Consider the following 23,540-nt stretch of genomic DNA (forward strand, 5'->3'; position numbering starts at 1 on the left):
GATAATCAATGGATCTTGCGCAGCGTCTCAATCATCTCGAGTCGGTTCATGACTGGCAAGGGCTCGTCGAGGAGCTCGAGAAGGGGATTGCGGCCGAAGGGGACGCGACCCGGAAGGCGGCATATCACCTGAAGCTCGGGCGGCTGCTCGAGGAGAAGTTCCTTCAGGCCGTCAAGGCGCTGAAGCACTTCCAGGACGCCTACAAACTGAATCCAGCGCTGCTCGAAGCGCTGGAGTCGGCTCGTTCCATCTACTGGGACCTCGGCAAGACCAACATGGTCCAGAAGCTCCTGGAGCTCGAGCTGAGGAACGCCCCCGAGGGCACCCAGGCCGCCGAGCTCCTCGTGGAGCTCGGCGACGTGCTCTGCGACGCGGGCGATTTCGAGCGAGCGACGGCGACGTACGCGCGCGCGCTCGGCGTGTCCGGCGGCACGAGCGAGGAGGCGCGCGCCTGCCTCGGCGACATGCAGGTCGATCAGTCGTCGTGGGCGGCGCACATGGCGGAGCTCGTCGACGCCGCTGACGCGGCCGCGACCACGAGCGAGCGCAAGCGGCTCTTGCTGCGCGCGGCGCGGCTCGCGAAGCGCTTCGATCGCGGTCAGCTCGAGGATCTGCTCCGGAGGGCGTACGAGGCGTCGCCTTCCGACAAGCAGGCCGCGGCGATGTTCGAGGGGCTGCTCGCCGAGGAGGAGCGGCCGCAGGTCCTCGTGGAGACGCAGCGCCGCATCCTCGACGCGCGCACCGGCGTGGCGCGCGGCGAGGCGGCGTTCAAGTTCGGCGTCCGCTGGGCCACGCGGCACCAGAACGTCGAGAACGGCTCGAGGCTCCTGGAGGAGGCGCTCCGGTACGACCCGTCGAACGAGGCGGCGTTCGCCTACCTGCGCGAGCTCTGGGGGACGAAGGAGGGCAACTGGGAGCGCGTCGCGGCCCTGGCGGAGAGCGTCGCGAACCAGAACGGCAGCTCCCCGTACATGATCGCGCAGGCGGGCGGCATCGCCTGGCGGCAGCTCGGCAACCTCATCCGGGCGAGGAGCTGGTTCGAGCGGCTCTCGGCGGTCGCCCCGACGCACCCGAGCGTGAGCGCGTTCGAGGCGCAGATCGGCGAGCGCCTCTCCGGCGCCGCGCCGCCCGCGGCCGTCGCCGCCGCGCCTCTCGCGGCCGCCGCGCCCGCGCCCGTGGCCCCCGCGCCCGTGGCTCCCGCCCCCGTGGCCCCCGCCCCTGTGGATCGCGCGGCGGATGCCACGCCGATCCCCGTGAGCGCGCCCGCGCCGGTCAGCGTGCGCGCTCCCGTCAGCGCGCCGGCGCCGGTCAGCGCGCCCGCGCCGGTCAGCGCGCCGGCGCCTGTCAGCGCGCCCGCGCCCGTGAGCGGCAGGGCGAGCACGCCCGCGGACGTCCCGGCCGACGCCTCGTCGGACGACGGCGGCGCGAGGACCTCGGTGGTCGGGGCAGAGCCGGCGCCGCCGGCGCGCGCGCCCGCCGAGAGCAGGCCCGCCGACTCCGAGGTCGGCCGGCGCCCGACGGCGCCGCCGCCCCCCGCCGCGGAGGTCGCGGGCCGGGTCGAAGAGCTCAAGGCCAAGGCCCAGAAGCAGGAGCAGGCCAAGCGGTACAACGAGTACGTCAAGACGCTGATCGAGATCGCCGAGGCGGTGTCGGATCCGGCCGAGAAGATCGAGAACTACTCGAAGGCCGCCGAGCTCTACTCGGGCAAGTTCTCGAACGCGGCCGAGGCGGTGAAGTGCTACGAGGCGATCCTCGCGATCGACGGCGAGCACACGCAGGCGATCGATTTCCTCCGCCAGAGCTACGAGAAGCGGCGCGACTGGGAGAAGCTCATCGGGCTGCTCCGCCGCGAGGCCGCGGCGCTCCCGGAGGGCGGCGAGCGCGCGGCGAAGTACCTCGAGATCGCGAAGCTCGCGTCCGAGCGCGTGAAGAAGGTCGACTTCTGCATCGAGCTCTGGGACGAGGTCCTCGCGAACGACCCGGAGAACCCCGAGGCGCTGAACGCGCTGGCCGGGCTCTACGAGAAGAACAAGGACTACCAGGCGTTCGCGCGGGTGCTGCAGAAGCAGGTCGACACGACCTTCGACAGCACCCAGAAGCTCGCGCTCCTCAGCAAGCTCGCGCAGCTCTACGGCGAGCGCCTCAAGGACGACGAGGCCGCCGTCCGCGCCTGGCAGGAGGTCATCGCGCTCAACCCCCAGGACCGCAAGGCCCAGGAGGCGCTCAAGAAGGCGTACCTCCAGCTCCAGCGCTGGGACGACCTCGAGGTGTTCTACGCCGAGAGCGGCAAGTGGGACGAGTTCATCCGCGTCCTCGAGTCGCAGGAGGCGAAGGAGACCGACGACGCCGCCAAGATCAGCCTGCTGCTCAAGATCGCCGAGCTCTGGATGAACCAGAAGCAGAAGGCCGATCGCGCGGCGCGCGCCTACGAGAAGGTGCTCTCGATCGACGGCTCGCACCTCGCCGCGGCCGAGGCGCTGATCCCGATCTACACGCAGGCGAACAACTCGAAGGGGCTCGCCGGCGCGATCGAGGTGAAGCTCTCGCACGACCAGGACGACGCCTCGCGGCTCGATCTCTACCGGCAGGTGGCCGCGCTCTACGAGACGCGGCTCAAGGAGCCGCAGCGCGCGTTCGAGCGCTACCTCTCCGCCTTCCAGATCGCGCCGCAGGACGAGCAGTGCATCGAGGACGTCGAGCGGGCCGCGCGCGTCACCGAGGGGTGGGACGCCCTCATCGACGCGTACTCGACGGCGATCTCGCGCGCCGAGGGGGAGGGGGACATCGCGCTCGGCGTCGACCTCCGGCTCCGGCTCGGGCGCGTGCTGCTCGACGAGGTGAAGCGGATCGACGAGGCGCTCTCGCAGTTCCGCGCCGTGTACGAGGCGGACGGCGAGAACCAGGCCGCGATCAGCGCGCTGGAGCGCCTCTACCGCGAGACGGGGCGGTTCGGCGACCTGCTCGGCATCTACGAGAAGAAGCTCGACATCATCACCGAGCCCGAGGAGCGCAAGCAGATCCTCTACGCGATCGCGGAGCTCTACGAAGGGGAGCTGCGCGACGCGGCGCGGGCGATCGCGACGTACCGCCAGGTGCTCGACGACGAGCCCACCGACCCGCAGGCGCTCGCGGCGCTCGACAAGCTCTACCGCGAGCAGCAGGACTGGGAGTCGTACGTCGACGTGCTCCGCAAGCGCATCGACTCCCCGCAGGACGAGCAGGCGCTCATCGACCTCAAGTTCCGCCTCGGGAGCACCCTCGAGAAGCACTTGAACGATGCGGCCGGAGCGCTCGAGAACTACAAGGAAATCCTGATCCTCGATCCGGGCAACGACGCGGCGCGCCTCGCGCTCGAGGCGCTGCTCTCGAACGAGTCGCTGCGCGCCGAGGCGGCGGCGATCCTCCAGGAGATCTACGAGGGGCGCGGCGACTGGGAGAAGCTGATCCAGGCGCTCGAGATCCTCGCGGCGGCCGAGGGCGACACCGCGACGCGCGTCTCGCTGCTCCGCAAGGTGGCGCGCACGGCGGCCGAGAGCCTGAACGACCTCGGCCGCGCGTTCGACGCGCAGTCGCGGGCGCTCAAGGACGACCCGTCGCACGCGGAGACGCGGGCGGAGCTCGAGTCGCTCGCCGCGCAGGCGGGCGCCTGGGACCGGCTCGACGTCATCTTCAGCGAGATCGCGGACTCGCTGAGCGACGCGCGGCTGAGCCGCGAGTACTGGATGCGGCTCGCGAGCATCCACGAGCGGCTCGGCAAGGTCGATGACGCGGCGAACGGCTACCTCCGCGTGCTCTCGATCGATCCCGCCGACTCGGAGGCGCTGGAGGCGATGGACGCGCTCTACCGGCGCACCGAGCGGTGGAGCGATCTCATCGGCGTCTACCGGCGCCGCATCGAGCTCGTTCACGAGCCCTCCGAGCGCGAGGGCCTCTACGCGCAGATGGCCGAGGTCTACGAGCAGCGGCTCGGGCAGCCGGAGGAGGCGATCGCCGCCTACCGTGAGGTCCTCTCCATCGACGACACGAGCCTCGTCGCGCTGACCGCCCTCGACGGGCTCTTCAGCCGCCAGGGCATGTGGGAGGAGCTGGCCGACAACCTCGAGGCGCAGCTCAGCATCGCGGTCGAGGAGCAGGCGCAGATCCGGCTGATGCTCCGGCTCGCCGCGCTCCGTGAGTCGCGGATGCGGCTCGTCGACTCGGCGATCGACATCTACCGGCAGGTGCTCGAGCGCGAGCCGACGAACGTCGAGGCGCTCGAGGCCCTGGAGCGGCTCGGCAAGCTCCCCGAGCACGAGGTCGCGATCGCGGAGATCCTCGAGCCGCTGTACCGCCAGTCGGGCGACTTCCAGAAGCTCATCGGGGTGCACGAGGTCCAGGTGCGCCGCAGCGACGACGTGACCCGTCGCGTCGAGCTGCTCCACCAGATCGCCGTGCTCTACGAGGACGCGGGCGGCGATCTCAACTCGGCCTTCGACACCTACGCCCGGGCGCTGAGCCAGGATCCGGCCTCGGAGTCGACCCAGGAGGGGCTCGATCGGCTCGCGCGCGCGACCGGTCGCTTCGCCGACCTGGCGCGCGTCTTCGAGACCCTGGCGGCGCAGCAGACCGACGCGGAGCTCGCGAGCACGCTCTACACGATGAGCGCGCGCATCTACGAGAGCGACCTCGGCGACATGGACAGCGCCGTCGGGCACTACCGGCGCGTGCTCGAGATCGATCCGCGCAACCTGCACGCCGCCGAGTCGCTCGAGCGGCTGTTCCGGACGTCGGAGCGCTACAACGAGCTGTCGCAGATCCTCCAGCAGAAGGCGGACATCCTCGACGATCTCAACGAGAAGAAGCTCGCCCTGTTCCAGGCCGCGAGCATCGAGGAGGAGGTGCTCGAGCGGCACGACCAGGCGATCGCCGTCTACGGCAAGGTGCTCGAGCTCGACGCCGAGGACCTCAGGGCGATCGACGCGCTGACGAAGCTCTACCTCAGCCTCTCGCGCTGGCAGGAGCTGCTCTCGGTCTACGCGAAGAAGGCCGACCTCGTGCTCGACTCGGGCGAGAAGAAGCGCATCTACTACCAGATCGGCGCGGTGTACGAGCGCGAGCTCGGCAACGTGGCGAGCGCGATCGACACGTACCAGCGGGTGCTCGAGATCGATCCGGACGACCTCCAGGCGCTCGGTCGGCTCGACGTCCTCTACCAGACCTCGCAGAACTGGCTCGAGCTGCTCAGCGTGCTCCAGCACGAGGCCGAGATCACGTCGGATCCGGCCGAGGGCATCAGCTACCAGTACCGGATCGCGGAGCTCTACGAGAAGCACCTCGACGACGTGCCCCGCGCCATCGAGCTCTACCGCGACCTCCTGCAGCAGATGCCCGATCACGAGCCGACGCTCCGCGCGCTCGAGCAGATCAAGGACGGGAGCCGGGACGCGCTCGGCGCCGCCCTGGTGCTCGAGCCGATCTACGACGCGTCCGGCGAGTGGCAGAAGCTGATCAGCGTGCTCGAGGTCCGGGTCCGGGTGGCCGAGGACCCGTACGAGAAGGTCGATCTGCTCCACCGCGTCGCGCGCCTCTCCGAGGAGATGCTGAGCGATCACCTCTCCGCCTTCGAGACGTACGCGCGGGCGGTGACGTGCGACATCGGCAACGAGGAGTCGCTCGCGAACCTCGAGCGGCTCGCGATGATGGTGAACCGCTGGCCGCAGGTCGCCGCGCTCTACGACGCGGAGCTCGGCCGGCTCGGCGAGGAGCCGTCGCGCTTCGTCGAGCTCGGGCTCCGGCTCGCGCAGATCTTCGAGACGCAGCTCGACGACATCGACAGCGCCGTCGCGCGCTACCGGCGCGTGCTCGAGGTCGATCCGGAGAACCAGGCCGCGATCGCGTCGCTCGACCGCCTGTTCACCGCGACCGAGCGGTGGAGCGACCTCGTCGAGATCCTCTCGCGCGAGGCGGAGATCGCGCAGTCGCCGGACGAGATCCTCGAGTTCAAGTACCGGCTCGGCGTGGTGCACCAGACGCGGCTCAACGACCTGCCCGCGGCGATCGCGGCGTACCGCGAGGTGCTCACCGCGGCCCCCGAGCACACGCCGACGCTGGAGGCCCTCGAGGGGCTCTTCGCGGCCGGGATCAAGCAGATCGAGATCGGCGCGATCCTGGAGCCGCTCTACCAGGCCGCGGCCGAGTGGGAGAAGCTCGGCGGCGTCCTCGAGGCGGAGCTCGCGCACCTCACCCAGGAGCCCGACCGGCTGGCGATGTACTACCGGCTGGGCGAGCTCCACGAGGAGCGGCTCATCTCGGTCGACGGGGCCCTCAGCGTCTACATCCGGGCGCTGAAGGAGTACCCGCGCGACGAGAAGACGCTCGAGGAGGTCGAGCGGCTCGCCGGCTCGGTCGACGGCGGCTGGGAGATGCTCGCCAACGCGTACGCCGACGTGCTGGGCATCCACGCCGACAAGGACGTGCAGACCAGCATCGGCAAGCGGCTGGCGCGCGTCTTCGAGACCGATCTCAGCGACGTCGCGAAGGCGGAGGAGACGTACCGGTACGTGCTCGGCATCGAGCCGCTCGAGGCGGAGGCGCTCTCCAACCTCGACCGGATCTACACGCAGCTCGAGCAGTACCCCGAGCTCGCGAGCGTCCTCGAGCAGCGCGTGCGCGCCACCGAGGACCGCCCCGAGCTCGTCGACCTGTACCTCCGGCTCGGCCAGACGTACGAGGAGCGGCTCGGCCAGCTCGACGACGCCATCCGCGCCTTCCGGCGGATCTTCGACGAGCTCGAGACGACGAACGAGCAGGCGATCAGCGCGCTCGAGCGCATCTACACGACCAAGGGGGCGTGGACGCAGCTCAAGGTCGTGCTGGAGCGGGAGCTCGAGAACGCGATGGGCGACAGCCAGGAGGCCGACATCCGCGCCAAGATGGCGCACCTGCTCGCCGATCGGCTGAACGACGTCCAGGGCGCGGTCGAGACGTGGAAGCGCGTCCTCGACCTCCGCGGCGAGGATCCGGAGGCGCTCGGGGCGCTGTCCAACCTGTACGAGCGGGTCGGGCAGTGGGCCGAGCTCTGCGACGTCCTCGAGCGGCACTACGACATCGCGACCGACGACGAGTCGCGCGTCGCCGTGCTGCTCCGCCGCGCCAAGCTGTTCCACGAGCAGCTCGGCCGCGACGACTCGTCGCTCGACGACTACCAGCGCGTCCTCGACATCGACTACGCGAACCTCGAGGCGCTCTACGCCATCGCGGCGATCTGGCGGCTTCGCAACGAGCCCGAGCAGATCGTGAGCGCGCTCCACCAGACGGTGGATCGGGCGCGGGACATCCTGCCGGCCGAGAACGTCATCGCGCTCTACCGCGAGCTCGGGACGACCTACCAGCACGTCCTCGGGCAGTCCTACGACGCGATCGACGCGTGGCGGAAGCTGCTCGAGGTCGACCCGAAGGACTTCGAGGCGATGGCCGCCCTGGAGAACCTGCTCCGGGCCGAGGGGCGCTGGGTCGAGGTCATCGACGTCAAGATGGGCCGGGCGGCGGCCTACGAGTCGCCGGCCGACAAGATCCGCGAGTACCTCGAGGTGGCGCAGATCTGGGAGCACCAGGTCGAGGAGAGGGACCGGGGCACGCTCGCGTACGAGAAGGTCCTGGAGCTCGATCCGACGCACGACCAGGCGTTCGCGGCGCTCGAGCAGCTCCACGACGCGGCCCGGCGCAGCGAGCCGCTCATCGAGCTCTACCTCGCGCGGCTCGAGTCGCGCGAGGAGGTGCACGAGAAGACCGAGATCCTCCGCAAGGTGGCCCGGGTCTTCGAGGAGCAGCTCGAGGACAAGCCCCAGGCCTTCGACGCGCTGCTCACGGCGTTCGAGATGGACTTCTCCGACATGGACACGGTCCGCTACCTCGAGCGCATGGCGCAGGCGACGAACCGCTGGCCCGAGCTCGTCCAGACGGTGAACGGCTGGCTGCAGCAGCAGACGCAGCCGCTCCAGAAGATCACGCTCTGCCTGCGGCTCGCCAAGTGGTACGCGGAGGACCTCGGCCACCCCGAGTACGCCCAGCCGTACTACCAGCAGATCCTCGCGTACGACCCGAACAACGTGGCCGTGCTGCGCCAGATGGCCAACTACCTCAAGAAGACCGGCCAGTGGCAGCAGCAGGGCCAGATGCTGACGAGCGCCCTCAACGTCGCGGTCACCGACGTCGACCGGAAGGAGATCCTGACCGAGCTCGGCGAGGTGCTCGAGAAGCACATGGGCGAGGTCGAGCAGGGGCTCAGCTTCTACCGCCGCGCCCTCGACGTCGATCCGCTCCACCTGCCGGCCCTCGAGGCGCTGGAGCGCATCTACACGGACCGCGATCAGCCGAACGATCTCGTCGACGTCCTGCTCCGTAAGGCGCGGGCGGTCACCGAGCCCGACGTCGTCGCGTCCGTGAAGCTGCGCACCGCCGGCCTCTACGAGACCAAGCTCGGCCTGATCGAGAAGGCCGGCGCGGTCTACCGCGAGGTGCTGGAGATCGACGCCTCGAACCTCCTCGCCATGCGGGGGCTCGAGCGCGTGTACACGTCCACGCACCAGTGGCCGGATCTCGTGCGCGTCCTCGAGATGCAGCTCGACGTGGTCACCACCGAGCGCGAGCGCATCGACGTGCTGATGAAGATCGCGACGCTCCAGGAGGAGCAGTTCCTGAAGCCCGATCTGTCGGCCGCGCGGCTCGAGCAGGTGGTCGAGATCGACCCGTCGCACGAGCCGGCGCTCGAGGCCCTCGAGCGCTGCTACCGCCGGCTCCGCCAGTGGCACGACCTCATCAACACGTACGACCGCCACATCAACGCCGCGGAGGATCGCCAGAAGAAGATCGAGCTCTGGGCCCAGACGGCGAAGGTCTACGCGGAGGAGATCGAGGATCTCGACCGCGCGATCGACGCCTACCTGAACATCGTCGAGATCCAGGAGACGCACATCCCGGCCCTGGAGGCGCTGGCGAAGCTCTACGAGAAGCAGGACAACTCGTCGAAGGCCATCGAGTACATGACGCGCGTCGCCGACCTCACGGCCGACGGCAAGCAGCGCGTCGAGATGTACTACCGGATCGGCCGGCAGCTCGACGAGAAGCTCGGCGAGCGCGTGCAGGCGCAGGAGCGGTTCGAGATGGCGCTCGATCTCGACCCGACCCACGTGCCGACGCTGGCGGCGCTGCGGGTCATCGCGATCGACGCGGCAGACTGGGATCGGGCGGCGCGCTACCTCGATCAGGAGCAGATGAACACCGACGCGCCCCGCGCCAAGGCGCGGCTGCTCGTCGAGCTCGGCAAGCTCCGCGACGACATGCTCGGCGAGCACGCGCTCGCCGTGCAGGCGTACGAGATGGCGCTCCAGAGCGACCCCGACAACGAGGACGCCGCGATGCCGCTCCTCGGCGAGTACGTCTCCACGGAGCGGTGGGCCCAGGCCGAGCCGCTCGCGGAGATGCTCGTCCGGAAGAGCGGCAAGCGCGACAGGTCGGAGCAGCACCGGCTGCAGCGGACCTTCGGCAAGGTCCTCGAGCGGCTCGGGAAGGACGAGGCGGCTCTCAAGGCGTACACGGCCGCGCACAACCTCGACCTGACCGACCAGGAGACGATCCGGGGTCTGGCGGACGTCAGCTTCAAGCTCAGCGACTGGGCGAGCGCGCTGACGAACTACCAGAAGGTGCTGACCAGCCTGGACGAGGTCGAGACCGAGGAGCGCGCCACGGTCTACTACAAGCTCGGCTGCATCAAGCAGGCGCAGGGGCAGGCGAAGCAGGCGGTCAACAACTTCGAGAAGGCCCTCGGCGCCGATCCCGCGCACCGGCCGACGCTCGAGGCGATGGTCGCCGTCTACGACGCGCTCAAGGACTGGAAGCAGGTCTGCCACTACAAGCGGCAGATCCTCGACAACATCGTGGACGGCCCCGAGCGGTTCAAGATGTTGAACGAGATCGGCGACATCTGGGTCGACAAGGAGAACAACATCCCGAAGGGCGTGGAGGCCCTCGAGGAGGCGCTCGAGCTGGAGCCGCACAACCACGTGCTGCTCCACAAGCTGCTCCAGCTCTACCAGCGCACGGGGCAGTGGGAGCGCATGGTGCAGTGCCTCCAGCAGATCGCCGACCTCGAGTCGCAGCCGGATCGCAAGAGCCGCTACCTCTACACGATGGCGCAGATCTACCGCGACAAGCTGGAGGACCCGGCGCGCGCGGTGGAGCTGTTCAACGACACGCTGGACCTGAACCCGCACTCCCTCGAGGCCTTCGAGCGCATCAACAAGATCCTCACGGCGCAGAAGGAGTGGAAGCAGCTCGAGCGGGCGTACCGCAAGATGCTGCACCGGGTCGCGGGCAAGGGGAACACGGACCTCGAGTACAGCCTCTGGCACGCGCTCGGGCTCATCTACCGCGACCGGCTCGGCGACAGGACGGCCGCGGTCGAGACGTTCCGCATGGCGTCGCGGCTCAAGCCCGAGGACGCCACGGAGCACCTGATCCTGGCGGAGCTCTACGAGCAGGCGGAGCAGTTCGATCTGGCCACCGGCGAGTTCCAGGCGATGGTCAAGCTCGATCCGATGAAGATCGACCCGTACAAGCGGCTCTACCGCCTGTACGTGGACGGCAAGCAGTACGACCAGGCCTGGTGCGTCGCGGCGGCGCTCTCGTTCCTCCGCAAGGCCGATCCGGACGAGCAGCAGTACTTCGAGGACTACCGCCCGCAGGGCCTCATCCAGGCGAAGAGCCGGCTCGACAACGAGCAGTGGATCAGGAACCTGTTCCACGAGGAGGAGAACCTCTACGTCGGCAAGATCTTCGAGATGATCGCGGGCGCCGCGCTCAGGGCGAAGATCGAGACGCTGAAGCAGCGCCGCGAGCTGCCGGTCCTCGACCAGCGGTTCCTGCAGGATCCGGCGACGTCGACGGTGACGTTCGCCCGGACCTTCGGCTGGGCGGCCAACGTCCTCGGGATCACGCCGCCGCGGCTCTACGTGCGCAGCGACGTGCCCGGCGCGCTCGTCGCGGTGGCGAACGACCAGCCGGCGTCCGTCGCGGGGCAGACCGTCTTGACCGGGTTCTCGCCGCAGGAGCTCACGTTCATCGTGGGCAAGCACCTCGCGATGTACCGCGGCGAGCACTACATCAAGACGCTGTTCCCGACGGTCACCGAGCTGACGGTGCTCCTCTTCGCGGGGATCAAGCTCGTCGCGCCCGAGACGCCGGTGCCTCAGGACATCGAGAAGCAGATCATGGCCACCGCGCAGACGCTCCGCGGGTTCATGCAGCCCATGCAGCTCGAGGGCCTCCGCATGGTGGTCAAGAAGTTCCTCGCGGAGGGCGCGAAGGCGAACATCAAGCGGTGGGTCCAGTGCGTCGACATCACGGCGGCGCGCGCGGGCCTGCTCCTCTCGGGCGATCTCGAGATCGCCAAGAAGATCATCGCCGCCGAGCCGCAGCAGCCCGGGGATCTCCCGCCCCAGGACAAGCTCAAGGAGCTCATCGTCTTCTCGACAAGCGATCAGTATTTCGCGCTGCGTCAGGCGCTCGGCATCGCCATCGGCGAGGGCTGAGCGCCCGCGGAGTACAGGCCCAGCCAGCGGAATTTTCCTCAACCATCGGAGCACCCGGGGCCGGGAGCCGCCCGCTCCAGGCCCCGGGTGTCGGTCGAGATGCACATCTCCATGAGTCTGCTTGACGAGTCAGCAATCCTTACGAACGATCGGGTGCTGTGACCTCGTCATCGATGATCGTCCGGCTCCCCGTGCAGTCCGCGAGAGGCTTCGGGAGATACAGGCTGATCGCAAAGCTGGGGCAGGGAGGGATGGCCGAGGTCTTCCTCGCTGCCCATCGCGGCCCGCTCGGGTTCGAGAAGCTGGTCGTGATCAAGCGGCTGAAGCCGGGGATCGCGACCGAGCCCGAGGTCAACGCGATGTTCCTCGACGAGGCGAGGCTGGCCGCGCGGCTGAACCACCCGAACGTCGTGCAGACGTACGAGTGCGGTCAGATCGACGACCAGTACTACATCGTCATGGAGTACCTCGAGGGGCACTCGCTCGACCGGATCTGCCGGAAGCTCGACCCCTCGCGGCACCGCGCGGTCTACCTGGCGATCCTCTCCGACGCGCTCGCCGGGCTTCACTACGCGCACGACCTCATGGACTTCAACGGGCAGCCGCTCCATGTGGTCCACCGCGACATCAGCCCGCACAACATCTTCGTCACGTACGACGGGCAGGCGAAGGTCGTCGACTTCGGCATCGCGAAGTGGGCGACGCGCGACGCGGACACGAGCACCGGCGTCGTCAAGGGGAAGATCCGGTACATGGCGCCGGAGCAGGCCCTCGCGACGATGGTGGATCGCCGCGCCGACGTCTTCTCCATGGGCCTGATCTTCTGGGAGCTCGTCGTGGGCGAGCGCTTCTGGGGAGATCTCTCCGACGTGCAGATCCTCCAGCGGCTCACGTTCGGCGAGATCCCGCAGCTCCGCGAGCGCTGGCCCGCGGCGCCCGAGGCGCTCGACCGGATCTGCTCGCGCGCGCTCGCGATGAGGCCCGAGGACCGGTACGCGACCGCGGCCCAGATGCGCGAGGACGTCGAGGCGTACCTCGCGACGATGGGGCGGCGCCCCTCGTCCGCGGAGATCGGCCGCCTCATCGGGGAGACGTTCGCGAACCGCCGCGCGGAGGTGCGGTCCGCGATCAGCGATCAGCTCGGCCGGCTCCACGCGGACACGGCCGACAGCCCGGAGGAGTTCGAGATCCTGCCGGTGCTCGAGGAGCGCGGCGGCGCCGCGCCGTGGTCGCAGCGGATGCCGATGTCGCAGATGGCATCTCAGATGTCTCAGATGTCTCAGATGTCTCAGCACTTCGCGCAGCCGGTGCCGGACCACACGCTGGGCGACGACGGCGCGCGCGAGGACAGCATCTCGAACCGGCAGACCATCCCCACGATCATGGTCGCCAACACGCAGTCGACCCGGCGCAAGGCGCTGTGGACCGCCGGGATCGCCGTGCTCTCCGTGCTGCTGATCGCCGGGGCCGCGTGGGCGGTCATCACGATGAAGTGGACGCCGCCGCCGGGGCCCCAGGACGAGATCCCTGCCGTCGAGCCCACCAGTCCGGGCCCGGGACCTGGCCCCGGGCCGACGCCTGCCCCCATCGCCAACCTGATCGAGCTCCGGATCATCGCCACGCCGCTCGACGCGAAGATCTACCTCGACGACGTCGAGCTCCCCAGCAACCCGTTCTTCGCGCGGTTCAGCCGGGACGGCACCGGACACCGCATTCGGGTCACCGCGGACGGGTACACGCCGGAGGCGCGCTTCGTTGTGTTCACGCGCGACGAGGTGCTGACGATCAACCTGCGCCCGGTGGCGCAGGCGCCGACCCCCAAGGGGGGCGGCACGTCGCCCCGGAAGTGACAGGCAGGGCCGCGGGCGCTCCGTAGCCGCCCGCGGCCCGCATGTCGCGCCGCTGTCCCCGGCCCTGGCGCCTGGCCGCCATCTCAGCGCGCCGCAGGCCTCTGGCCGCGCCGCCATGCAGCGCGTCGCTGCCTCTGGCGCCTGGCCGCCATCTCAGCGCGCCGCAGGCCTCTGGCCGCGCCGCCATGCAGCGCGCCGCAGGCCTCTGGCCGCGCCGCCATGCAGCGCGCGCGGGCCCTACGGCCTGCTGTTCATCATCGCCTCGAGCTGCGGCGGCACGCAGCCGTACGCCTCGGCCGCGGCGAGCAGGGCCGAGTTCTGCGGCAGGTTCAGCAGGAACGAGCTCGCGTAGGGCGTCCCCTCCAGCCCCTTCAGCCGGCGCAGGAGCGGGGGCATCGCGCGCTCCATCGCCTCCCGCGCGCCCTCCAGGTCGCCCATGTCGACGCACGCGTCGTGGAGCGCGAGGTAGATGGGCGCCTCGTTCAGCAGGCTCGGCGCGCCCGCCTCGACGAGCGCCGCCGCCTCCCGCGCGATCTCGCGGGCCTGCTCGGCGTTGCCGAAGCGGCGCTCCGCCTCGGCGCAGAACCCGAGCGCCACGGGCAACACGTCGCGGTTCTCCGTGACCCGGTAGGCCTCCGTCGCCTTCTTCAGCAGCGAGCGCGCCCGCGCGAGCCCCGACGACTCGAAGCGCAGGAGCTCGCAGCCCCGGTAGAACAGGATGCCGAGCGTCACCCGGTCGCGCACGACCCACATGCTCCCCGCCGCCTCGTCCGCGCTCGCGCGCGGCTCCGCGAGCCCCGCGTCGAGCCGCGGCTCGGGCCCGAACGTCGCCGCCCAGCAGAGCAGGATCATCTGCCCGTGCCGCACCGCCCCGGAGCTGCCGATCGCCTGCGCCCGGGCGATGCCCCCCTCGATCTCCTGGAGCGCCTCCGCCCGCGCGCCGATGGTCGTGAGCGCGAAGCCGACGTTCATCGTCAGCATCGCCTCCCGCTCCTGCAGCCCCGCGCGGCGCGCGGCCCGCGCCGCGTTCCGCCGCGCCTCCAGCGCCGCCGCGGGCTCGCCGCGCGTCTGGTGCGCGACCGCGCGCGTCTGCCAGGCGTCGACCGCCGCCCACACGAGGCCCCGCCGCGCCGCGAGGTCGAGCAGGTGCGCCGCCTCCTGCTCGGCCATCGCGAGCTGCCCGGCGAACGCGTGGACCTGCGCCAGCGTGGCCGAGCACTGCGCCTCCTCCTCGACGAGATCGATCGCCCGCGCGCGGTCGCGCAGCGCCGTCAGGCGCTCCTCCAGGTCGATCCCGGAGCCGCAGGCCTGGTCGTAGCGGGCGCGCGCGGTGAGGGTGCGGAGCTCGCTCGCCTCGTCGTAGACGTTCTCCCACATCGCCCGGATCGCGGAGTCGCGCTCGGGCGACCGCGCGTCGAGCCGCGAGTACGCCTCCTCGAGGAGCACCGCGCGCGCGAACGCCGTCGGCTTGTCGGGCGCGAACACGAGCGCGCGATCGGCCATGGTGACCGCGTCGCGGAGCGAGTTCGTCGCGAGGGCGCGCCGCGCGGCGGCCTCCCAGCGGATCGCCGCCTCCTCGTGCTCGCCGCCTAGGTCGAAGTGCTGCGCCACCGTCGCGCTGTCCTCGCCCATGCGATCGAGCCAGCGCGCGGCCGCCGCGTGCAGCTTCTGGCGGAGCTCCTCGCCGGCCGACGCGTACGCCACGTCGCGGACGAGCGCGTGCTTGAACAGGTACTCGCGCGCGGCAGGGAAGCGCGACGCGGGCTGCTCGACGAGCAGCTCCGCGGCCATGAGCTTCTTCAGCGCCGCCGGCGGCTCGACGACGCCGACCTCGGCGAGGCCGACGTCCCAGACGGACAGCCCGAAGACGCTCATGCGCACGACCGCCTCGCGCGTGCCCTCGTCGAGCGCGTCGAGGCTCACCTGGATCGCCGCCTCGATGGTCGGCGCCGTGGCCGCGTCCTTGCCGGAGGCGATGACCCGCGCGAGCTCCTCGGCGAACAGCGGCGAGCCTGCCGCCTGCTGCGCGACGCGGTCGAGCGCCGCGTCGTCGACCGGCCGCTCGGCGGCCGCCGCGCTGAAGACGGCCCGCGCGATCTCGCGCGTGGCCCGCCGCGCGATGGGGCGCAGCTCCACGCGCACGTGGTCGCGGCCGGCGAAGCGCTGGCCCTGGTCGCGCCAGAACGCCGGGCGCACCATGAGCATGATGAAGAGCGCCCTGCCCGTGGCCCGCCCGAGGAGGTGGTCGAGCCACGCGACGCTCTCCGGGTCGGCCCACTGCGCGTCCTCGACGAGCAGCGCGCACGGCTCGACCGACGCGGCGCCGACCGCGATGTCGGTCATCGACAGGTACAGCGCATCGCGCGCGCCGCGCAGGTCGACGCCGTCGGGGAACGGCTGGTTCGCGAGCAGGCGCGCGAGGAGCCCGCCGTCGCCGTGGAGCAGCCGCCGCGCGCGCACGGCGTCGTCGGCCTGCTCCAGCGACGCGCCCTTCGGCAGGCCCATGAGCACGCGCAGCGCGTCGGTCGCGACGCCGAGCGCCTGCGCCCGTCCGAACGACTCGCAGCGGAGCTGGACGCGCCGCGGCGGGTCGGGGCGATCCGCGATGCGGGCGACGAACTCCCGCGCGAGCCGGCTCTTGCCGATCCCCGGCGGCCCCGAGATGCTCACGACGACCGGCGTCCGCTCCTCCACGCAGCGGTCGAACGCCGCGACGGTGCTGATGAGCTCGGCGTCGCGCCCCACGAACGGCGTCTGCGCGTCGGGCCGCTTCGGCGCGCGCGAGAGCACCCGCACGGCGCCGCCCTCCTGGGGCTCGCACAGGAAGCGCCCGCGCGACAGCTCCACCGTCGTCGCGTCCGCGAGGACCCGGCCGAGGCCCGCCTCGCGCGCGAGCGCGACAGCGCGGTCGACGACCTCGCCGGCCGAGCGCGTCCTGTCGACGCGCATGCGGCCGGAGGCGACGCCCACGCGGCCGCCGCGCTCGCCGAGCGCGAGCCCGAGCTCCAGGGCGCGGGACGCCTCGTCGCCGTGCGCCTGGCGCACGCCGAGGTGGGCGGCGATCGAGTCGGCGCCGAGCGGCAGCGCGTCGGCCCCGCGGCGCCGCAGCGCCTCGAGCTCCCGCTGCCGCTCCTCCCCGGTGGCCACGTGCAGCGCCACGATCGTCGTCACGAGCCGCGTGCCCATCACCCCCGGCGGGTTGTCGCTCACGCGCAGCGGCGACGGGGTGGGCAGGTGCGGCTCGCCGACGAGCGCCGCGAGCCGCTCGGCCACCTCGCGCGCCGAGCTCGGCCGGAGCTCCCTGTCGGCGAGCAAGAGGTCGTGGATCAGGTCGTCGAGCGCGGGGACGACGTCGAGCAGGAACTCCGAGAGGCGCGGCGCGGGCGTCGTCGCCAGGCGCACGAGGGTCGCCATCGAGGTCGGCCCCATGTGCGGCGGCCGGCCGCAGACGAGCTCGAACAGCGTCGCGCCCAGCGAGTAGAGATCGCTGCGCGCGTCCACCGTCGCGTCGCCGCGCGCCTGCTCCGGCGAGATGTACGCGGGCGTGCCGACGAGGCCGCCCACGTCGGTCGTGAGCACGACCTCCTTCGACGACGCCACGCCGAAGTCGACGAGCTTGGTCCGGATCGCCCCGTCCGGCTGCCCGCGGAGCAGGAGGATGTTCGACGGCTTGATGTCGCGGTGGACGACGCCCGCGTCGTGCGCGGCCGCGAGCGCGCTCGCCACCTGGCGGCCGACCTCGAGCCCCTCGCGCAGCGACAGCGGGGAGCGCCGCTGGCGCGTGGCCAGGTCCTCCCCGTCGAGCCACTCCATCGCGACGAACGTCGCCCCCTCGTCGATGCGGCGCCCCTCGGCGTCCGACGCGCTCGCCTCCAGCGTCCCGAACGCCACGACCCGCACGATCCCCGGGTGATCGAGCTCCGAGAGGACCTGCCCCTCGCGGGAGAGGCGGGCCTGGCCCTCGGCGTCGACCCCGACGGTCGCGATGATCTTGAGCGCGACGTACCGCTCGGTCTGCACGTCGAACGCGCGGTACACGGTGCCGACGCCGCCCCGGCCCACCTCGCGCTCGATGTGGAAGCGGCCCGCGACGAGCGGCCTTGCTGGCTCGATGCGCACGGTGTCCATGCGCTATCCGAGAGGGGGCACGGGATGGTCGCCGCGGGCGCTCCGGCGCGGCGGGGAGGCGATCTCGGGGCGCCGGGCCGGGTGGGCCTGCGGTGTTCCGACAGGGCGCATCGGAGAGGAGAGTACGCCGTCGCTCCTGGCAGTTCCAGTGTCGCGGTTGCGCGCGGCCGGCGTCAGCGCGGCGAGGGCGCGCGGCGCGACCCGGCGCGTGACCACGCCCACGCGCGACCACGCCGCGCGCGGCGTGGTCGCGCCGCGCCGCGCCGGTCGATCGAGCTCGCCGGGCCTTCTTGACGGATCCGACGGCACCTCCTACGGTCGCCCTCTGCGCCAACGTCGGGAGCCATTTCGATGCTCGATCGCGTCGCCGTTCACCAGACCCGGCTGCGCACGCCCGGCCTAGGGCTCGATGCCAAGGGCGTCGCGCTCGGGGCCAAGGGGCTCGTCCTCCTGCCGTCGATCGACCGGCTCGTCGCGTTCCTCGCGCTCTACACGCGGCAGGGCTCGCTCGCGGACATCCTCCGCTCGCTCGTCGTCGAGATCGTGCGGTCGAAGCTGGGCGCCCGGGAGGTCACCCTCCTCTTCGCGGCGGAGAGCAGCGACCGCCTCGACCGCGTGGCGGAGATCGCCCGGCTGGCGGGCGGCTACTGCTTCACGGGGACGAGCCGGCACTTCGTCCAGTACCGCGACGCCGCCGCGCCGTTCGGGTACGACGTCCCGCAGATCCTGCCGACCGACGCGGCGCTCTCGCTCTACCACAACGCCTTCTCGCAGACGTACGAGGTCGAGCGGCGCCTCGACGTGCGCGGGCTCCTGCTCCGGCTCGAGCCGCACCTCGATCCGGCCGCCGGGCGCGAGCCCGGCCCGCGCTGGCTCCTCGCGGAGTCGGGGCTCGGCCCGGCGCTGATCCGCTACTTCTCCCGCAGCAGCGTCGAGGCCGAGGTGGGCCTCTGCGAGTGGCCGCCGGAGTCGAGCTTCGACGACGCCCCCGTGCTCCGGTACCTCTTCCGCGTGCCGTCGATCCCCGGCCGGATGGTCCCGCTGCTCACGGGCACGCCGGGCCTCGGCTACTTCGTCCCGGTCGCGCCGGGCGCCGCGGTGGAGATCGGCTTCCGGCACCCGGTGAACCTCCGCGCCTGCCCTGTGTTCAGCGAGGCGGGCCTCGTGCTCTTCCGCGGCAAGGGCCGCGAGGCGCTGGAGATCGCGAAGCTGCCCGCGATGGGGGACGTCTCCGCGTTCGCGCGCGTCGAGCTCAGCCGCGAGCCCGCCGTGGCGCGGGCGGCGGCGGACGCCCAGCGCCCCGCGTCGGTCGTGCTGTCGCTCCGCCTCGTCCCGAGCTCCGAGCCGTGGCGGTCGGTGACGGCCTCGTGGATCCGGCCGGAGGAGATGCAGCTCCTCCGGCACGTCGCCTACGCGCTCGGCCCCGACACCCTGCGCCGCGCCCGCATCGCCTTCACCGCCTCCGGCGCCTTCCTCCGCCACCCGACGGGCGTCGAGAGCATCCCGGTCGGCGAGTTCTTCCGCGAGATCCACCCGGGCCTCTACATCCCGGCCGGCTACGACGCGGTCCCGGCGGTCGCGCCCGCGGTGCTGTTCCGCGCGCTCGGCGCCCCTGCCGGACAGGCGCTGTTCATCGGGCGCGACGGGCGCGCTGTCGGCGTGGCCGAGGACGCGTTCGTCCCGCTGGAGGCGGCGCTCCTCGAGGCGCAGCAGTGGACGCCGGTGGCCGCGCACTCCACGGGCCTCACGGCCGCGCTGGCCACCGAGCTGCCCGAGGTCGTCCTCGGCGGCGTCGGCATCCGGCCGCTCCGCGACCTCGCGCCGCCCGACGCGTCCGCCGAGCCGAAGGCGCTCCCGCCGGGCGCCGGCCGGGCATGAGCGGCCCCGACGCCATCGCCGAGCGCATCACAGAGCTCCAGGCGAGCGTGCTCGCCCCGCTCGTCCTCGGCGGCCCTGTCCACCTCGTGCGCCCCTTCGGCGTCCGGCTCGCGCTCCTGCTCGGAGACGGCGCGGGCGCGATCGATCGCGATCTCGGCTCGCGCATCGACCTCGTGCGCGTCCGCGTCGCGCGCCTCGTCGCCCCGGTCGACACGCTCCCGGAGCTCGCGGCCGCCGACTGGGCGCTCCTCGCCGCGCTGAACGACCTGCTCCAGCTCACGAACCACGAGCTCGCCGGCGCCCTCACGCGCAGCCGGTATCCCCGCCTGCTCGCGAGCGTGCGCGACCTCTGCGAGCTCGTGCCCGCGCCCGCGGACGTCGCGACAGCGCTCTCGCGGCACGCGACCTTCGCGCGCGTGCTCGACTGCTTCCGCACGGACGCGCTCGTCACCTGGTGGACGGGCCGGGCGAGCTTCCGCGGCCAGCGCCCGCCCGCGCGCCTGCTCCGCTGGCGGCAGCTCCGCAGCGTCGAGGTCGATACCCGGCGCGTCGACCTCGCCGACATGGCCCACGGCATCCCGGGGCTCGCTCCGGCGGACTTCGCCGACGCGCTCTCCCTCTGGCTGACGCGCACGCCGCTCACGGATCTCGCGACCGCGACGCGGAAGAGCCCGCCCTTCGCGTGGTCGGCCTCGACGCTGGCGATCGTCGCCACCCCCCCTGGCCGGACCCTCGCGTACCGCCTCCTCGTGCGCCAGCCCCACGACCTCGCCGTCGCCGCGCTCGCGCGCGCCGCCCGGGAGGTCCCGTCCCGGTTCGGTCAGGCCCGGGCGATCGCCGAGTCGTTCGCCAGCGAGGTCGCCGCCGGGATCAAGCTGCTCGACGAGCGCTCCGGGGCGGCGTGAGCGCGCGCGGGCGCGCGGTCGGCGGCCCCGCGCCACGCCGCGCGGCTTTGATCGGCGCAAACGGGGCGTGATACGCTCCGGTCGCTCGAGAGAGACCGCCGTCTCGCTCATCGTGCCTTCGACTTCACGTCACGAGCATCGCTCCGGAGCGACGAACCGTTTGAACCGGCAAGACGCTGAACCCGCCGAGAAGACCCCTTCTTTCCCCTGGCACTCCTTCCGTCTCGGTGGTCGCCCTGAGGAGGCGGCCCGGCGCGCTCTGCGCTCGAGCGCGCGCGTCGTAGGCGCGGCGCTCGCGCTGGCGCTCGCGGTGAGCCCCGGGGTCGCGTTCGCGCAGGCGGACGCGCTGCTCGACGAGGGCAAGCAGCTCATGAAGAAGGGCAAGCTCGCGGAGGCCTGCCCCAAGATCGAGGAGAGCTACCGGCTGAGCCCGAGGTCGTCGACGCTCCTCGCGCTCGCCACCTGCCACGAGAAGCAGGGGAAGATCGCGACCGCCTGGGCCGAGTACATCGACCTGGGCGCCGCGGCGCGCAAGGAGGGCAACAAGCGCCTCGAGGCCGACGCGAAGGCGAGGGGAGCGCGGCTCGAGCTGCGGCTCCCGCGGCTCACGGTGAACGTGCCCCGGGCCGCCGCCGTCGAGGGGCTCGAGGTGACGCTCGACGGGGCGCCGGTCGACAGCGGGGTCTTTGGCCAGGCCAGGCCGATCGACCCCGGTGAGCACAGGGTGAGCGCGGCCGCCCCCGGCAGAAAGCGGTGGGAGGGGAAGGTCTCGATCAAGCGGGGCGAGCGGAAGGCCGTGACGGTCCCCGCGCTGGCCAGGGACGGCTCGGCCGCGCCGGAGCCGGCGAAGGCCGCGGAGGCGCCCGTGAAGGAGGCGGCGCCGGTCGCCGCGGCGCCGGAAAGGGGCGCGGCGGGGGCCGGGAAGGGCGCGGCGGGGGCCGGGAAGGGCGCGGCGGGGGCCGGGAAGGGCGCGGCGGGGGCCGGGAACGCGGCAGCCACGGGGCCCGGGAAGGGCGGCGCAGCGGGGGCCGAGAAGGGCGCGGAGGGGCCAGGGAAGGGCGCGGCGGGGGCGGAGACGGCCGCGGCGTCCGCCGATGCTGCCGCGGCCGAGGAGCCGGAGCGGACCCAGGACGCCTCGCCCCGGCACGCCGGGGCGCTGGTCGTCGAGGCCGGCCTGGCCGGCGGCGCGTTGATCGGGCTGATCGACGCGGGCAGCTTCGGCAACCTGAGCTCGTACTCGTACAGCTACAACGTACCCGAGGGCGAGCTCATCGCGCCCTGCAACGATGACGTCTGCCGCGCGGCCTTCGATCCGGCGGTCGGGCCGTTCGCCGGGGGCCAGGCCTTCGTGGGGCTGGCGCTCTCCGAGGAGGTGCACCTCGGCGTCCGCGCGCTCGGCGGTTACCGGTTCGGCGGCGGCTACCTCGCCGTCGGCGGCCCGTCCCTCGCGATGCGCTTCGGGCGCCTCTGGCTCGGCCTCTCGGGGCTCGCCGGCGCGGTGGGGCAGAACGCGAAGATCACCGGCGTGAAGGGCGAGATCCCGTCCGAGCTCGTCGATCTCAACTACGGCCGGACCGAGGTCGAGGTGACAGCGCGCGAGGGCACCCTGCCCGAGACAGCGCTCGTCGAGACGTTCGCGTTCGGCGGGAGCGTCGATGTGTCGCTCGTGCTCGCGGATCTGCCGAGCGCGCGCTGGACGTCGGGCGCGCTTCTCCTGAGCGTCTCGCCGACCTTCATGAAGGGGCTCGACGGCTTCGTGCTCGTCGCGCCGGCGAGCCTCAGCTACCGCTTTTACTGACCGCGCTCCAGGTCGAGGAGCTCGCGTTCCCTGGTCTCCGCATCATCCCCGTCGCATCCGCGTCGCGCGCTACCGCTCGGCCTAAAAAAAGAATCCTCCAAGAGGGAAGCCTGCGATGGCCTCTCGATCCGCCTCCTCGAGGCCGGAGCGGCTCCGGTCCGCCCAGACCACGGCTGGCCAGTCAGCAAATCGTGCGACGAGCTCGGCTGGCGCGCCATGGAGCGCGAGGACGAGGCGCTCCAGATGCTGAAGCTCTCGGCGCCTTAAGAGCACCGCCTCGTACATGCCGCGCTGAGGCGCGATTTGCGACCATAGATCGAGGCGGGTGAGCCGTGCGATGACGGGATGATCGAGCACCAACGCCGTCGACTTCGCGTCGAGTGGCGTGTCCCACAAGGCGACGTGCTGGAGCGACGGAAGGCGGGTTGCATCGAGCGCGGCGAGCACGGAGGAGAGCGTCGCCGGCTCCCAGCGCACGGTGAGATGTAGAAGCCGGGGCAGCGGCGCTGCGAGCCAGCGATCGAGCCCCCTCGCGTAGCAGGCCAGGGCGTGGAGCTCCGGAAAGCACGCGCCCAGCGCACGCCCCGCTCGTGAGGTCACCGCGAGGTGCGAGACGCGGTCGACGCGACCGTGCTCCACGAGGAAGGACAGGATGGGCTCGATCTCCTCGCGGATCTCCATCCGCAGGCGGCGGAGGAAGCGCCCGGCCGGGTGGCATAGCAAGCGGCGGAGCGCGTGGACAGCGTAGGTGTGCGGGGCTGGCCGCTCCACGCGGGGATCGAAGCCGAGCTCGCGCGGATCGACCTGCAGCAGCGGCGGTTCGAACACGTCGGCCAGCGCGGCCGCATCGGCGTCGGCCACGCAGGCATCGCGGACGAAGCCGAGGAAACGCTCGTACGAGAACGTGCCCGGTAGAGCACGCCGCACGTCATCGAGCGCGCCGAAGAGACGAGCTCCGTGCGCCTGGAGCAGCTTTTCCTCGCGCTCGTTCAGCTCCGGGGAGTCCGCTTCGATGCGCGTCGCGGCGATTTCGATGAGCTCCCCGCGGGGGTCCGCGCAGGCCCGGAGCGACTCCGCGAGGAGGAGATAGCCTGCGGGTTCGTCGGGCTCGTCGTCGATCAGCTCCTCGATGTCCTCGTAGGGCGAACGGGGGGGCGAGGCGTAGCGGAATCCCGCAGTCATGAGCTTTGCCAAGCAATGCTCGAAGGCGGCTACGGCGACGATCGCGCTCGCGTACGTCCGGCGTTTGGTCTCCTGCGAGCCAACATCCCCTGTGGATTGCTCGAACACGTTCCCGAGGATGCGAAGCTCGGCGTGCCGTGCGCTGCCCGGCTGGCATAGCCCGAGCTCGAACGCGCCGCCGTTCAGTCGTTCGCGAGGCTCTCCGAGCATCCTGGAATCTGACATGGCGTCT

Annotated in this window: 7 protein-coding genes; 5 read left to right on the plus strand and 2 right to left on the minus strand. The window is 71.8% G+C overall.

Annotated elements, in window-relative coordinates; translation table 11 throughout:
- The first annotated feature begins 8 nt into the window (after window positions 1-8).
- Both WMF24_RS14935 and WMF24_RS14940 read left to right on the plus strand, forming a co-directional pair.
- Window positions 9-11,567 (plus strand): tetratricopeptide repeat protein, encoded by an 11,559-nt coding sequence (locus WMF24_RS14935; protein WP_437737070.1) that lies wholly within the window; start codon window positions 9-11, stop codon window positions 11,565-11,567.
- 191 nt (window positions 11,568-11,758) lie between these two features.
- The gene (locus WMF24_RS14940) at window positions 11,759-13,417 is read left to right on the plus strand and encodes a protein kinase domain-containing protein (protein ID WP_437737071.1); all 1,659 of its coding nucleotides are present in this window, start codon (window positions 11,759-11,761) and stop codon (window positions 13,415-13,417) included.
- A 237-nt stretch (window positions 13,418-13,654) separates the two neighbouring features.
- On the opposite strand, the gene WMF24_RS14945 is transcribed toward WMF24_RS14940, so the two are convergent.
- Window positions 13,655-17,545 carry a serine/threonine-protein kinase gene (locus tag WMF24_RS14945; protein WP_437737072.1) on the minus strand — a complete coding sequence of 1,297 codons (3,891 nt, stop codon included), beginning with the start codon at window positions 17,543-17,545 and terminating at the stop codon, window positions 13,655-13,657.
- Window positions 17,546-17,896: 351 nt separating this feature from the next.
- Between WMF24_RS14945 and WMF24_RS14950 the strand changes: the two genes are divergently transcribed.
- From WMF24_RS14950 to WMF24_RS14960, 3 genes are all read left to right on the plus strand, one after another.
- Window positions 17,897-19,423 carry a hypothetical protein gene (locus WMF24_RS14950; protein ID WP_437737073.1) on the plus strand — a complete coding sequence of 509 codons (1,527 nt, stop codon included), beginning with the start codon at window positions 17,897-17,899 and terminating at the stop codon, window positions 19,421-19,423.
- Window positions 19,420-20,328 (plus strand): hypothetical protein, encoded by a 909-nt coding sequence (locus tag WMF24_RS14955; protein WP_437737074.1) that lies wholly within the window; start codon window positions 19,420-19,422, stop codon window positions 20,326-20,328. Before WMF24_RS14950 ends, WMF24_RS14955 begins: the two co-directional genes overlap by 4 nt.
- 310 nt (window positions 20,329-20,638) lie before the next feature.
- Entirely contained in the window at window positions 20,639-22,126 is a 1,488-nt protein-coding gene (locus WMF24_RS14960; RefSeq protein WP_437737075.1) for a hypothetical protein, read from the plus strand.
- Window positions 22,127-22,207: 81 nt separating this feature from the next.
- Here the strand turns inward: WMF24_RS14960 and WMF24_RS14965 are convergent, their stop codons facing one another.
- On the minus strand, window positions 22,208-23,533 hold the full coding sequence (locus WMF24_RS14965) for a hypothetical protein (protein WP_437737076.1): 1,326 nt from the start codon (window positions 23,531-23,533) through the stop codon (window positions 22,208-22,210).
- Window positions 23,534-23,540 lie beyond the last annotated feature (7 nt).

Source organism: Sorangium sp. So ce1335 (assembly GCF_051521615.1).
Classification (GTDB): Bacteria; Myxococcota_A; Polyangia; order Polyangiales; family Polyangiaceae; genus Sorangium.